The sequence below is a fragment of the Cupriavidus alkaliphilus genome (assembly GCF_900094595.1).
GTDB classification, from domain to species: Bacteria; Pseudomonadota; Gammaproteobacteria; order Burkholderiales; family Burkholderiaceae; genus Cupriavidus; species Cupriavidus alkaliphilus.
In genome coordinates this window covers 395,989-408,406 of sequence record NZ_FMAD01000002.1, presented here as the reverse complement: position 1 = coordinate 408,406, position 12,418 = coordinate 395,989, and the positions used below count along the sequence as shown (strand labels likewise).

At 70.0% G+C, this 12,418-nt stretch carries 13 protein-coding genes; 5 read left to right on the top strand and 8 right to left on the bottom strand.

Features of this window, described 5'->3' with window-relative positions:
- The first annotated feature begins 6 nt into the window (after positions 1 to 6).
- Positions 7 to 729, top strand: coding sequence for a sulfate/molybdate ABC transporter ATP-binding protein (locus GA0116996_RS05400; protein WP_092307985.1), 723 nt, complete (start codon positions 7 to 9; stop codon positions 727 to 729).
- Here GA0116996_RS05400 and GA0116996_RS05395 read toward each other — a convergent pair.
- From GA0116996_RS05395 to GA0116996_RS05380, 4 genes are read right to left on the bottom strand one after another with little or no spacing between them, the layout of a single operon-like run.
- Positions 699 to 1,238, bottom strand: a complete 540-nt coding sequence (locus tag GA0116996_RS05395) for a class IV adenylate cyclase (RefSeq protein WP_092307983.1) — start codon at positions 1,236 to 1,238, stop codon at positions 699 to 701. The two genes, GA0116996_RS05400 and GA0116996_RS05395, sit on opposite strands and share 31 nt — an antisense overlap.
- Positions 1,239 to 1,253: 15 nt before the next feature.
- Entirely contained in the window at positions 1,254 to 1,853 is a 600-nt protein-coding gene (locus GA0116996_RS05390; protein WP_092307981.1) for a LysE/ArgO family amino acid transporter, read from the bottom strand.
- Between the two features lie 52 nt (positions 1,854 to 1,905).
- Positions 1,906 to 2,700, bottom strand: a complete 795-nt coding sequence (locus GA0116996_RS05385; protein ID WP_092307979.1) for a TOBE domain-containing protein — start codon at positions 2,698 to 2,700, stop codon at positions 1,906 to 1,908.
- A gap of 49 nt (positions 2,701 to 2,749) precedes the next feature.
- Positions 2,750 to 5,053, bottom strand: a complete 2,304-nt coding sequence (locus tag GA0116996_RS05380) for a DUF3141 domain-containing protein (protein ID WP_092307977.1) — start codon at positions 5,051 to 5,053, stop codon at positions 2,750 to 2,752.
- 310 nt (positions 5,054 to 5,363) lie between these two features.
- Here GA0116996_RS05380 and GA0116996_RS05375 point away from each other — a divergent pair, with 310 nt between their 5' ends.
- Together GA0116996_RS05375 and GA0116996_RS05370 are read left to right on the top strand one after the other, a co-directional pair.
- The gene (locus tag GA0116996_RS05375) at positions 5,364 to 6,356 is read left to right on the top strand and encodes a phosphate acetyltransferase (RefSeq protein WP_092307975.1); all 993 of its coding nucleotides are present in this window, start codon (positions 5,364 to 5,366) and stop codon (positions 6,354 to 6,356) included.
- Positions 6,357 to 6,396: 40 nt separating this feature from the next.
- Complete coding sequence (locus GA0116996_RS05370; protein ID WP_092307973.1) at positions 6,397 to 7,632, top strand: acetate/propionate family kinase; 1,236 nt, start codon at positions 6,397 to 6,399, stop codon at positions 7,630 to 7,632.
- Positions 7,633 to 7,652: 20 nt separating this feature from the next.
- Here the strand turns inward: GA0116996_RS05370 and GA0116996_RS05365 are convergent, their stop codons facing one another.
- Together GA0116996_RS05365 and GA0116996_RS05360 are read right to left on the bottom strand one after the other, a co-directional pair.
- The gene (locus GA0116996_RS05365) at positions 7,653 to 8,477 is read right to left on the bottom strand and encodes a tyrosine-protein phosphatase (protein WP_092307971.1); all 825 of its coding nucleotides are present in this window, start codon (positions 8,475 to 8,477) and stop codon (positions 7,653 to 7,655) included.
- A gap of 45 nt (positions 8,478 to 8,522) precedes the next feature.
- Positions 8,523 to 8,768, bottom strand: coding sequence for an RNA recognition motif domain-containing protein (locus GA0116996_RS05360; protein ID WP_092307969.1), 246 nt, complete (start codon positions 8,766 to 8,768; stop codon positions 8,523 to 8,525).
- A gap of 265 nt (positions 8,769 to 9,033) precedes the next feature.
- Here GA0116996_RS05360 and GA0116996_RS05355 point away from each other — a divergent pair, with 265 nt between their 5' ends.
- Positions 9,034 to 10,554, top strand: coding sequence for a DASS family sodium-coupled anion symporter (locus tag GA0116996_RS05355; RefSeq protein WP_092307967.1), 1,521 nt, complete (start codon positions 9,034 to 9,036; stop codon positions 10,552 to 10,554).
- Between the two features lie 43 nt (positions 10,555 to 10,597).
- Positions 10,598 to 11,293 (top strand): transglycosylase domain-containing protein, encoded by a 696-nt coding sequence (locus GA0116996_RS05350; protein ID WP_092307965.1) that lies wholly within the window; start codon positions 10,598 to 10,600, stop codon positions 11,291 to 11,293.
- A gap of 25 nt (positions 11,294 to 11,318) precedes the next feature.
- Here GA0116996_RS05350 and GA0116996_RS05345 read toward each other — a convergent pair whose 3' ends face one another.
- Positions 11,319 to 11,543, bottom strand: a complete 225-nt coding sequence (locus tag GA0116996_RS05345) for a formate dehydrogenase subunit delta (RefSeq protein WP_018008943.1) — start codon at positions 11,541 to 11,543, stop codon at positions 11,319 to 11,321.
- A complete protein-coding gene (gene fdhD, locus GA0116996_RS05340) occupies positions 11,540 to 12,415 on the bottom strand; it encodes a formate dehydrogenase accessory sulfurtransferase FdhD (RefSeq protein ID WP_092307963.1) in 876 nt (291 codons plus the stop codon). The genes GA0116996_RS05345 and fdhD overlap by 4 nt, the downstream gene beginning before the upstream one ends.
- Positions 12,416 to 12,418 lie beyond the last annotated feature (3 nt).

Below are 12,418 nucleotides of genomic sequence, written 5' to 3'. Positions count from 1 at the left end.
ATCGCCATGAGCATGCACGTCAGCATCCGCAAGCAGATGGTTTCGGCCGACCGCCACTTCGGGCTCGATATCGAATTCGATTCGGCCAGCCGGCGCATTGCGCTGTTCGGCCCCTCGGGCGCGGGCAAGAGCCTGACGCTGCGCGCCATCGCCGGCCTGCTGACCCCGGACAGCGGCCGCATCGTGCTGAACGGCCGCACCCTGTTCGACGCCGACGCCGGCATCGACGTGCGTCCGCAGGAACGCCGGGTGGCCTACCTGTTCCAGGAATACGCGCTGTTCCCGCACCTGACCGTGGGCCAGAACATCGGCTTCGGCCTGGCGCGCGGCTGGCGCAACCCACGTCGCGGCGCGGTGCATCCGCAGGCGCAGCGCTGGATCGATGCCTTCGGCCTGGCCGACATCGCCGGCAACTACCCGGGGGAGATCTCCGGCGGCCAGAAGCAGCGCGTGGCGCTGGCGCGCGCACTGGTGGCGCAGCCCGACATCGTCCTGCTCGATGAACCGTTCTCGGCGCTGGACCCCGCGCTGCGCGCGCGCATGCGGGCGGAGCTGCGCACGCTGCAGGCCAGCCTCGACGTGCCGATGCTGGTGATCTCGCACGACCCGGCCGATGTCGAGGCGCTGGGCGACCACGTGCTCGAAATCCGCGAAGGCCGCATCTTCGGCAGCGGCACCAGCCGCCACCACCCGCCGGTCTACGCGCCGGTGTCGGCGCGCGTGGCCTGAGCCGCGCGCAGCAGGTCGACGTACGCGCCTTCGATCAAGGCGGACGCGGGAACGCCCAGGCGGGCCAGCAAGGCGTGGGCCTCGGCCACGCCGTCGTCGACGCTTTCCGCATCGGCCAGCACCACTTCGAGCTCCAGGAAATCGCCGAGCGCCTCGACCCGGTCCAGGTGCACGCGCGTGCGTCCGGCCAGGTACAGCGTGCGCAGCTTGCGCACCCGCCCGCCCTCTCCGTGCGCGGCGGCCAGCGCGGCGCGCAGCGTGCCGGGCGACGGCGTCGGCGACAGGATGTAGAAGCTCTCTTTCGGGCCGGCCTCGTCGGCGCGCGCGTAGAAGATCAGTTCGCCGCGGTCCGGCGCGAACTCGCGCAGCTTGAGCCGCCCGTTGGCGCAGCGGAAGAAGGTATCGTCCTGGCAGATGTACTCAGGCCCGTGGTCGGCCAGCGCTGCGGCGCGCGGCAACAGCGCCTCGACGCTGTCGATGCGGGCCTTGATCTCGACGTTTCTCGGCATCCGTGCTCCTTCGGTTCAACCGATCAGCAAACGCGCGGCAATCACCCACATGGTGATGCCGATCACCACTTCCAGCACCTGCCACGCCCGCGGCCGCGCAAACACCGGCCGCAGCAGCGCCGCGCCGTAGCCCAGCGCAAAAAAGAACAGGAACGACGCGGTCATGGCACCCGCGGCGAATGCACGCGTGTTGCCCGCGAACTGGGTCGACACCGAACCGATCAGCATCACCGTGTCGAGGTACACATGCGGATTCAGCCAGGTGAACGCCAGGCATACAGCCAGCGTCTGCGCCAGCGGCCGCGACGCGGCATCGCTGGGGTCCAGCACCGCGTTCGAGCGCCACGCCGCGATAAAGCTGCGCGCGCCATACCAGACCAGGAAAGCCGCGCCGCCATAGCGCATCGCCTCGCCCAGCCACGGCAGCGTGCGAATCATCACGGCAAAGCCCGACACGCCCAGCAGGATCAGCAGCGCATCCGACAGCGCGCACACCAGGCAGACCCAGAACACATGCTCGCGCCGCAGGCCTTGCCGCAGCACGAAAGCATTCTGGGAACCAATGGCAAGAATCAGGGAAAGACCGAGGGAAAAGCCAGCCAGCGCGGCGTGCATTGCGGGGGAAACGACATGCTTCAGGGGCGGCTATTATTGCACGCCGCGGCAGTCATCCCACCACGCCCAGGATCACGCTCGAGGCCTTGAATATCGCCACCGCGGCCACGCCCGCCTGCAGCCCCAGCGCCTCGACGCTGCCGTTGGTGACGATGGCCGCCACCGTGCCGCCACCGTCGAGTTCGATCACCACCTCGGCGTTCACCGCCCCGGGCATCACGCGCGCCACCACGCCCGCCAGCTGGTTGCGCGCCGACAGCCGCAGGCCCGGTTCGGGCAGCCCCACCAGCACCGACGACGCCTTGATCAGCGCAAAGGCCTCCACGCCCTCGGCCAGCTCCAGCGTCTCGACACTCTCGTGCGTGATGGTCGCGACGATGCGCTGCCCGCCGGCCAGTTCCAGCACCACCTCGTCATTGACCGCGCCGCCGCGCACGCTGGCGACGCGCCCGAACAGCTTGTTGCGCGCACTGGTCTTGATCATCATTCGCCTCATCAGGTGGATATCGTCGGCCACGCCCTCGCCCAGGCGCGACAGCTGCGCGACAAAGCGCCGGTGCTCGTCTTCGAGCGCGCGATAGGTGCGGATCAGCTGTTCGCCGCGCGCGGTCAGGCGCGTGCCGCCGCCGCCCTTGCCGCCCGCGGCGCGTACTACCAGCGGTTCGCCGGCGCTGTTGTTCATCGCGTCGATGGCGTCCCACGCCGCCTTGTAGCTGATGCCGACGGCGCGCGCGGCGGCCGTGATCGAGCCATGCTCGCCGATGGCGGCGAGCAGCGCGATGCGGTCCTTGCCGCCCCAGTCCTGCGAGCCGGAGCGGAACCAGATGGCTCCCTGGAGTTCAAGCATTGGGGGTCGGGCGCCGCTGGCCGGCAGCGCAAAGAAGTCGGAAACGCGGTTATGGTAATCCGATTCCGGGATCGGCCCCGGCGCCGGGCGTATCCGCCTGCGGCGCATCGCCTGTGCCCAGGATCTCCGCGACCTCGCGATAGCGCGCCAGCCGCTCGCCCGCCAGCGCACCGCTGACGGTCATCACGCGATGCGCCGCCGCCATCAGCTTGCGCCGGGTCTCGCGGTCCGGCACCAGCGCCGGCAGGGCCCGGATCGCGCGCTGCGGGTCGAGCCGGACGATAAAGCTCTGCTGGCGCACCGCGGTCTTGAACGCGGCCAGGTCGGCATGGCCGCCGCCGGATTCGGTGGCCTGCTGCTGCTCGCGCGCGATGCGGCGCAGCAGGTTGAAGGGCCGCTCCTCGATCGCGCTGGGCCGTTCGACGACGTAGGCCAGCACGCGCACGAAGGCTTCGAGCGTGCCGCCCTGCGCGATCGCGGCCTCGGCATCGCGCAGGCGCCGCGCGGCCAGTTCCTCGCGCAGCGCCACCGTGACGGGCGACTCCAGGTTGGCCGGCGCTTGCGCCTGAAGCCCGACCAGCGCCGCCATCGCGGGCGCCTGGTAGATCGCCTCGAACACCTGCTCGTAGCAGGCATCGCGCCAGTCGCGGAACTGGTCGAGCGCGCGGATGATCTGCGCCGAGGCCGCCTGCTCCAGCGTCAGCAACGGATTGTCCGGCGCCACCGGCGCGCGATGCGCGCGCACCCATGGCGCGAGCGCGCCGATCCACGCCATCCACGGGTTCATATCGGTCGCCAGCGTGCGTTCCAGCCGCGCGGGATGCAGCGCGCGCAGCCATTGCGCGCTGAACTCGCTGGAAACGGCGCGCACCCACGGCGAGGCGAAGGTGTCGTAGACATGCTGGTTGATCTCGGCCACGCGCCGCACCACCTCGAAGGCACGCTCGTCGTCGCGGCCATCGTCCAGCGCCAGGATGTCGGCGATGCCGCGGCGCTCGAAGCGCACCAGGTAGCGCCCTTCGACCAGCTCGCGATGCGGCAGGTCCGGGGCGATGTCTTCGATCTTGGCCTCGTACAGTCCCGGCGGCAGCACGTCGATCAGGTCCAGCGCGCAGAACAGTTCGCTGTGCTCGCGGTTGGCCACGCCGGCGGAGACGAAGATGCCCAGGTGGCCCACGGTCGGGTGCAGGCAGTAGACGATGACCTGGTCGTTGGCGACCAGGTCATCGTCGCTCGCATACAGGTCCGGGATCCAGTTCAGCGCCTGCTGCGGCGGCGTGATGTTGTCCCCCCACGAGGCAAAGATGATCACCGGCGAGCGCACGTTGCGCAGGTCCACCACGGTCTTGCCGTCGCTGCTGCGCACCGCGCCCGCCGTGAGCCGGTTGCCGACGAACAGCTGCTGCACGATCCAGTCGATCTCGGCGCGGTTCATCAGGAAATGGCCGCCCCACCAGCGCTCGAAGTCAAGGAAGCGCGGGCCTTCGGTGTCGACCCGCGCATAGACGTCGTAGAGCTTCTGCCACAGCGTGTTGGCGGGATTGAGCTGCTCGAAGTTCTGCACCAGCCAGGCCCCGTCGAAGCGGCCATTGCCCAGGTCCGCCGCCAGCGATGCCAGCCACGATCCGCCCAGCAGCCCGCCGCTGTAGCGCATCGGGTTGCGCCCGCGCACGCCCGACCAGTACGCCAGCGGCGCGCCGGCCAGCAGCAGCGGGCCGGTGCGCCCGGGCGCCACCGCGGCCAGCATCATCAGCGCCCAGCCGGCCTGGCAGTTGCCGATGACGAAGGGCTTGCCGGGCGCATCGGGATGCCGCTCGCCGACGAGGCGCAGGAACCCGGCTTCGGCGCGCGCCACGGCCTCGATGGTCTGGCCCGGGCAGGGTTCGTGGAAGAAGGTGATGAAGTAGCACGGATGGCCGGTGCGCAGCGCGATGCCGATCTCGCTGTCGGCCTTGAAGCCGCCGATGCCGGGGCCATGGCCGGCGCGCGGATCGATCACGACGAAGGGTCGCTTGGCGGGATCGGTCGGGCTGCCTGCGGGCGGCACGATGCGCAGCAGCGCGTAGTTGGCGGGCTCGGGCAACTGGCGGCCATCGGCGAGCAGTTCATGCTCAAATACCAGCACCGGGGGCATGCCCTCGCGCTCATGCTCGGCCGACAGATTGCCGCGCTGGCGCAGGATGTCGAGCAACAGCACGCTGCGCTGCCAGGCGTCATGGGCGTACTCGAGAAACGGCCGGGCCAGTGCGCCAAGCGGGTCTGCATGCGCCAGTTCGCGCGGTGGCGTGTCAGGCGTGGAACCCGCGGTGGCAGTGCCGTCCTGCGGCAGGACGGCGCGTTCGCGTGCGGTCATGGCACTCCCCTGGTGGGCGCCATGCCGGGATTCCGCGCGCGTGGCGCGCGGCCGGCGTGACGCTTGTTGCCCTGCAACAAAAAACAAGCCTAGCAGCGGCGGGGGCGCCGTGCAACCCGCGCCTGGTTGGGGCAAACAGCCGCACCGCCGGCCGCGTCCATGTTCATCGGCCTGCCCCGGTTGGCGCCTATACTGTGGCACGGCGCCTTGCGCATTGCAGCAACCGGCGTCCACGCAAGTCCCGGCGCGGGCTCGACGCCTGCCCGCAGGGCCGGTACCCTGACCGCTGCGTTGTCCACGGAACATCGTCATGAGTGCTGCCTCGCCTGCCATGTCCGCCATGTCCGAACTTGCCTCGCCCGCCGCGCCGGCGCCGGACAAATACGCCACGCTGCTGGCGCGCTGCGCCGGGCTGCCGCCCATCCCGACCGCGGTGGCGCATCCGTGCGATGCCGCTTCGCTGGGCGGCGCGCTGCAGGCCGCGCAGCTCGGCCTGATCGTGCCGATCCTGGTCGGTCCCGTGGCGCGCATCCGCCAGGTCGCAGCGGAGCACGGCATGGCGCTGGGCGACACCGTCATCATCGACACGCCGCACAGCCATGCCTCGGCCGCGCGCGCGGTCGAGGCGGTGCGCGCCGGCGAGGCCGAACTGCTGATGAAGGGCAGCCTGCATACCGACGAGCTGCTGCACGAGGTCACCGCGTCGGCCAGCGGGCTGCGCACCGGGCGGCGCCTGTCGCATGTGTTCGCGATGGACGTGCCGCGCTACCACAAGCCGCTGTTCATCACCGACGCCGCGGTCAACATCTTCCCCACGCTGAACGAGAAGGCCGATATCTGCCGCAACGCCATCGACCTGCTGCGCACGCTGGGGATCGAACGGCCCAAGGTGGCGATCCTGTCCGCGGTCGAGACCGTCACCGACAAGATCCCGTCGACTATCGACGCCGCCGCGCTGTGCACCATGGCGCGGCGCGGGCAGATCACCGGCGGCGTGCTCGACGGCCCGCTCGCCTTCGACAACGCCATCAGCCGCGAGGCCGCGACCACCAAGGGCATAGATTCCGACGTCGCCGGCGACCCCGACATCCTGCTGGTGCCGGACCTGGAAGCCGGCAACATGCTGGCCAAGCAGCTCACCTTCCTGGCCGGGGCCGAAGCCGCCGGCATCGTGCTGGGCGCACGCGTCCCCGTGGTCCTGACCAGCCGGGCCGACAGCGTGCGCGCGCGCATCGGCAGCTGCGCCATCGCGGTGCTGCTGGCCCACGCGCGCCGCGGCGCCGAAGCCGCGGCCCAGGTCTGACCGACCCGCGCCCTGCGCCCTGACAACGGAGCTTTCCAGCGTGACCACCCTCCATACCGCCGCGCCCGCCGTGATCCTCGTCGTCAACGCAGGCTCGTCCAGCGTCAAGGTCTCGGTCTATGCCGTGCCCGAGGCCGCGCACGGCAATGCCGACATCAACCCGGTGCTGAGCGCGCACGGCCAGATCGAAGGCATCGGCGTCGCGCCGCGGCTGCGCGCCAGCATGGCCGACGGCCGCGTAGTTGCCGACGAGACCTTCCCGCAGGCCCAGGTGGCCGACCACGACGCCGCCTTCCGCCTGGTGCGCCTGGTGCTGAGCGTGGGCCTGCGCGACCACCCGCCGGTGGCGATCGGCCATCGCGTGGTGCATGGCGGCGCCGGCTACGCGCAGGCGGTCTGCATCGACGACACCGTGCTCGAAAACCTGGAGGCGCTGGTGCCGCTGGCGCCGCTGCACCAGCCGCACAACCTGACCGCGATCCGCGCGGTGCGCCAGGCCATGCCGGAACTGCTGCAGGTGGCGTGCTTCGACACCGCCTTCCACGCCGGCCACGACGTGCTGGCGCAACTGATGGCGCTGCCCTATGCGTATTTCGAGCGCGGCATCCGGCGCTATGGCTTCCACGGCCTGTCGTACGAGTACATCGCGCGCCGGCTGCGCCAGGTGGCACCCGACCTGGCCGAAGGCCGCGTGGTGGTGGCGCACCTGGGCAACGGCGCCAGCCTGTGCGCCATGCGCGACGGGCGCAGCGTCGACAGCACCATGGGCCTGACCGCGCTCGACGGCCTGCCGATGGGCACCCGCTGCGGCGCGGTCGATCCGGGCGCGCTGCTGTGGCTGGCGCAGCAAGGCATGAGCGCCGCCGAGATCCAGGCGATGCTGTACCAGGAATCCGGGCTGAAGGGACTGTCCGGCGTCAGCAGCGACATGCGCGCGCTGCTGGCCAGCGATGCGCCGCGCGCGCGGCTGGCGGTGGACTTCTACGCCTACCGCGCGGCGCAGGAAATCGGCAAGCTCGCCACCACGCTGGGAGGGCTCGATGCGCTGGTGTTTACCGCGGGCATCGGCGCCAATTCGCCGCCGGTGCGCGCGCGCATCTGCGAACACCTGGCCGGGCTGTTCGGCATTACGCTCGATGCCGGCGCCAACGGCAACAACAGGCAGCGCATCAGCCGCGACGACAGCCGCGTGCCGGTGCTGGTGCTGCCGACCGACGAAGAAGGGATGATCGCGCTGAGCACCGCGCGCATCCTGCGCGACAGCGGCAAGCTGTGAGGCTTCCGTGAGTCTGCAACTCAGCCGGCCAGGTAGTGCGCGCGCAGCTGCGCGACGTCGACCTGGAGCGCGTCGCACAGGTAGTTGCCGACGCTGCCCCAGCCCGCGTCGATGGCCTGCATCGAGGCCTCGAGATAGCTGGCCCGGACTTCCAGCAGCGGCGTCATCACCGCGGCATCGATGCCGAGCGAGCCCATCTGCGCCAGCGCGGCCGCGTTGAACTGCGCGTTGCGCTGGTTCGATTCCAGGTAGTTGGCCAGGATGTCGTCCTGGCCGACGCCCAGCGCGGCCAGCAACAGCAGCGCGGCAAAGCCGGTGCGGTCCTTGCCCGCGGTGCAGTGGAACAGCAGGGTCTGGCCGCCCTGCACGGTCTGCATGAAGCCGCCGAAAGCCGCGCGGTAGCGCACCGGGAAATCGCGGTACACCTCGAGCATGAAGGCATCCATCTGCGCCGGCGTGCTGGCGCGCAGGCGCGGCATCAGCACATCCATCGCCATGCTGCCTTCCAGCACCGGCACCGCCTGCCAGCGGAAGCGCTGGCCGAAGGCCGCTTCGCCCGCAGATTTCTCGCCGGGCGAGCGGAAGTCCACCACCATGTCGAGCCCGAGCGCCTGCAACCGCTCCAGGTCGGCGTCGCTCGCCAGCGCCGGGTTGCCGCTGCGGTAGAGCCGGCCGTGGCGCACGCGGCGCCCCTCCGCGCCCACCAGTCCGCCCAGGTCGCGCGCGTTGCTGATGCGCTCGAACACCAGGTCCGGCACGTCCGGCGCGATGCCGGTCGCCGCCGGAGTTGGCGGCATGGCCGCGAGGGCATGCGGGCAGGCCGCGCGTTGAAGCCACTTGAGCATTGTTCTTTCCAGTTTGTCGTTACCGGGCGTGCCGGTGCGGGCGCGTCAGCGCTCGCGGTACGCCGGCACGTGCCAGCGCAGGTGGCTGCCGGCGATATAGCGCCGGTCCAGCCGCGCCACCAGCTTCCACACCGTCAGCGCGCCGGCGTCGATGTCGACCCAGGCCCAGGGATGCCGGGGGTCGCCTTCCTCCACCAGCTCCACCGAACGGATCTTCGCATACCGTGCCAGCGCGTTGCGCAGCGCCGCCGGGTCCAGTCCGGCCTTGAGACCGCGTACTAAAACCTTCATGGTCGGCTCCAATTATTTCAGATCACTCCGGCTCGTGCCTCACGCACCCCGGCGCGGCGCCGGTGTCGGATCATGCGGACTGCCGCGCGGGCCTTGTATGGCGAGCCTCTCATTGGTATGACGCGTGCGGCGGCCGGAGAATCCGGCGATCTGCCATCGCCTTGATCTTGCGCATCACGGGCGTAACTATTCCGTCCCGGTCCTCGACATCGCCGGCTGCGCGCCGGAAAATTTCAGACAGGTCGAACTACAAGGAATGTCGGCAATGCCAGAACTTCCCGCCTCCCAGCCGCCTGCCCCGGCCGCGGCCATACCAGCACCCGCAGCCACACCCAAGCCAACCCTGCACTGGGGCCTGTTCGCAGCCGCCGCCGCGCTGATCGCGGTGCTGGCGATCCCGCAGCCCGACGGGCTCACCATTGCGGGCCAGCGCATGCTGGCGATCCTGGCGTTCGCCATCGTGGTGTGGATCACCGAGGCGGTGTCGTACGAAGCCAGCGCCATCATGATCACCTCGCTGATGGCCGGGCTGATCGGTTTTGCCCCGACCGTGAACGACCCCTCGGTCCAGTACGGCACATCGAAGGCGCTGGGCATGGCGCTGGCCGGATTCTCCAATACCGCGCTGGCGCTGGTCGCCGCGGCACTGTTCATCTCCGCCGCGATGACGGTGACCGGGCTCGACCGACGCATCGCGCTGGTGACGCTGTCGGCAATCGGCACCAGCACGCGCCGCATCCTGATTGGCACCATCGCGGTCACCATCGCGCTGAGCCTGGTGGTGCCCAGCGCCACCGCGCGCAGCGCCTGCGTGGTGCCGATCATGATGGGCGTGATCGCCGCGTTCGGCGTCGACAAGAAGTCCAATATCGCCGCCGGCATCATGATCACGGTGGCGCAGGCCACCAGCATCTGGAACGTCGGCATCCAGACCGCCGCCGCGCAGAACCTGCTGACGGTCGGCTTCATGGACAAGCTGCTGGGCGAGCGCATCACCTGGCTGCAATGGCTGATCGCGGGTGCGCCGTGGGCGGTGGCGATGTCGGTGGTGCTCTATGTGCTGGTGCGCTGGCTGCTGCCGGCCGAGACCGAGGCCATTCCCGGTGGCAAGCAGGCGGTGCAGCGCGAGCTGTCAGCGCTCGGCCCGATGAGCAGCCCGCAGAAGCGGCTGGCCGCGGTGTCGCTGGGCCTGCTGCTGTGCTGGGCCACCGAGGGCAAGCTGCACAGCTTCGACACCGCCACGGTGACCTTCGTCGGGCTGGTGATCCTGATGCTGCCGCGCCTGGGCGTGATGGACTGGAAGACCATGCAGCAGCGCACGCCGTGGGGCACGCTGATCGTGTTCGGGGTCGGCATCAGCCTGGGCACGGCGCTGCTGTCGACCCAGGCGGGGCAGTGGCTGGGCCAGTTCGTGGTCACGCATTCGGGCCTGGCGGCGCATGGCGCGCTGCTGGTGTTTGCGATCCTGTCGGCCTTCCTGATCCTGATCCACCTGGGCTTCGCCAGCGCCACCGCGCTGACCGCGGCGCTGCTGCCGATCCTGATCTCGGTGCTGCAGACCCTGCCCGGCGACATCAACCGCGTCGGCATCACCATGCTGCTGGGCTTTACCGTCAGCTTCGGCTTTATCCTGCCGATCAACGCGCCGCAGAACATGGTGTGCCTGGGCACCGAGACCTTCAACGGGCGGCAGTTCGCGCGCATCGGCATCCCGGTCACGATCATCGGCTACGCCATGATGCTGCTGTTCGCCGCGACCTACTGGCGCTGGCTGGGCTGGGTGTAGTCAGACTCGCGCGGGCGGCGCGGCGGCTGGCACAATACGCGCCATGAAACGCCTCTGCTCCGCCCTGCTCAAGCTGCTGCTGCTCGCCGCGATCGGCGGCGCGCTGCTGGCCGCCATCGCCATCCTCGCCGCCAACCGGCAGCTGCCGTCGCTCGACGCCCTCACCGCCTTCCGCGACACGCCGGACTACGTGCCCATCGACAGGATGCCGCGCGCGCTGACCGAGGCGGTGGTGGCGATCGAGGACGAACGCTTCTACCTGCATGACGGCATCGACTATGTCGGTGTGGTCCGCGCCGGCGTCGCCAACCTGTCGGACGAGCTGTCGCAGGGCGCGTCGACCATCACCATGCAGGTCGCGCGCAACTTCTACCTGTCGCGGGAGAAGACCTATACGCGCAAGCTGTACGAGGTGCTGCTGTCCTACCGGATCGAAAAGGCCCTCAGCAAGGACGAGATCCTCGAGCTGTACCTGAACAAGATCTACCTGGGACAGGGCGCCTATGGCTTTGCCGATGCCGCGCGGACCTACTTCGGCAAGCGGCTGGACCAGCTGACGCTGGCCGAATGCGCGATGCTGGCGGGCCTGCCCAAGGCGCCCTCGGCGAACAACCCGGTGGCCAACCCCCGGCGCGCGCGCCAGCGGCAGGTCTATATTCTGCAACGCATGCTGGAGCTGGGGCGGATTTCACGCGGCGAGTACGACGGCGCCCTGCTGGAGCCGTTGCGCTTGCGCTGAGCCGCGCCGGCAAGCGCTGCGCCTGCTACTCGAGCATGGCGCGGTGCCGGCCCAGCGCCTCCCGCACGATCTCCAGCAGCCCGCTGCCGGCATCGGCATCGACATGCCCCAGCAAGGCCCGGCGCATGCGCGGTTCCCAGAAGCGCTTGATATGCCCGGCGATATCCGCGACCGCCTCCTCGCGATCGGGCATGGCTTCAAAGAAGCTGCCGATCTGGTTGGCCATGGTGACAAGGTTATCGATCTTCATGCCAGGCTCTCGTGGGTGCTGCCGTGCTGCAGCCGTTGCGGATGGGCATAGACCACGTGCGCGCCGGCGCGCACGAAGCCGGCCAGGGTAATGCCTGCCTGTTCGGCCAGGCGCACCGCCAGCGCCGTCGGGGCGGACACCGCCGCCAGCACGCCGGCGCCGATCGCGGCGGCCTTCAGCACCATTTCATAGCTGGCGCGGCTGGTCACCAGCACCGCGCCGCCGGCGATGTCCTCGCCGCCGCGGGCCAGCGCGCCGGCCAGCTTGTCGAGCGCATTGTGGCGGCCCACGTCCTCGCGCACCAGCGACACATGGCCGTCGGCGCGCAGCCAGGCGGCGGCGTGGGTCGCTCCGGTATGGCGCTGCAAGGCCTGGCGCAGCTGCAGCTGCACGAAGGCGGCCTGGATCACGTCGGTATGGAAGCTCGCCGTGCTGTGCACGGGCGCCGGCGCGCGCATCACCTGCTCCAGCGATTCGGTGCCGCACAGCCCGCAGCCGGTGCGCCCGGCCAGCGAGCGGCGCCGGTCCTTGAGCCGCATGAAGGCTTCCGAAGCGATCTCCAGCTGCACGGAAATGCCGTGCTCGCGTGTCTCGATCTCGATGTCATAGACGTCGCTGGCGCGGGCCACGATGCCCTCGCTCAGGCTGAACCCAAGCGCGAAATCTTCCAGGTCAGCCGGCGTGGCCAGCATCACCGCGTGCGAGATGCCGTTGTACACCAGCGCGACCGGCACTTCCTCAGCCACCTCATCGGGACTGAGCATCAGCTCGCCGCCGCGCCAGCGGTTGACCGCGAAGGTGCTGTGGGTCGCGGCCGCGGCATCTTCCGCCGCGGCCGGATCGACTTCCGGCGACTGCATGCAGCGCATCATGGC

Bases quoted from the DNA above. Each gene is read 5' to 3' on its own strand.
- GA0116996_RS05395 (WP_092307983.1), bottom strand. From the start codon at position 1,238: ATGCCGAGAAACGTCGAGATCAAGGCCCGCATCGACAGCGTCGAGGCG.
- GA0116996_RS05355 (WP_092307967.1), top strand. From the start codon at position 9,034: ATGCCAGAACTTCCCGCCTCCCAGCCGCCTGCCCCGGCCGCGGCCATA.
- fdhD (WP_092307963.1), bottom strand. From the start codon at position 12,415: ATGATGCGCTGCATGCAGTCGCCGGAAGTCGATCCGGCCGCGGCGGAA.
- GA0116996_RS05360 (WP_092307969.1), bottom strand. From the start codon at position 8,768: ATGAAGGTTTTAGTACGCGGTCTCAAGGCCGGACTGGACCCGGCGGCG.
- GA0116996_RS05365 (WP_092307971.1), bottom strand. From the start codon at position 8,477: ATGCTCAAGTGGCTTCAACGCGCGGCCTGCCCGCATGCCCTCGCGGCC.
- GA0116996_RS05345 (WP_018008943.1), bottom strand. From the start codon at position 11,543: ATGAAGATCGATAACCTTGTCACCATGGCCAACCAGATCGGCAGCTTC.
- GA0116996_RS05375 (WP_092307975.1), top strand. From the start codon at position 5,364: ATGAGTGCTGCCTCGCCTGCCATGTCCGCCATGTCCGAACTTGCCTCG.
- GA0116996_RS05400 (WP_092307985.1), top strand. From the start codon at position 7: ATGAGCATGCACGTCAGCATCCGCAAGCAGATGGTTTCGGCCGACCGC.
- GA0116996_RS05350 (WP_092307965.1), top strand. From the start codon at position 10,598: ATGAAACGCCTCTGCTCCGCCCTGCTCAAGCTGCTGCTGCTCGCCGCG.
- GA0116996_RS05385 (WP_092307979.1), bottom strand. From the start codon at position 2,700: ATGCTTGAACTCCAGGGAGCCATCTGGTTCCGCTCCGGCTCGCAGGAC.
- GA0116996_RS05380 (WP_092307977.1), bottom strand. From the start codon at position 5,053: ATGACCGCACGCGAACGCGCCGTCCTGCCGCAGGACGGCACTGCCACC.
- GA0116996_RS05390 (WP_092307981.1), bottom strand. From the start codon at position 1,853: ATGCACGCCGCGCTGGCTGGCTTTTCCCTCGGTCTTTCCCTGATTCTT.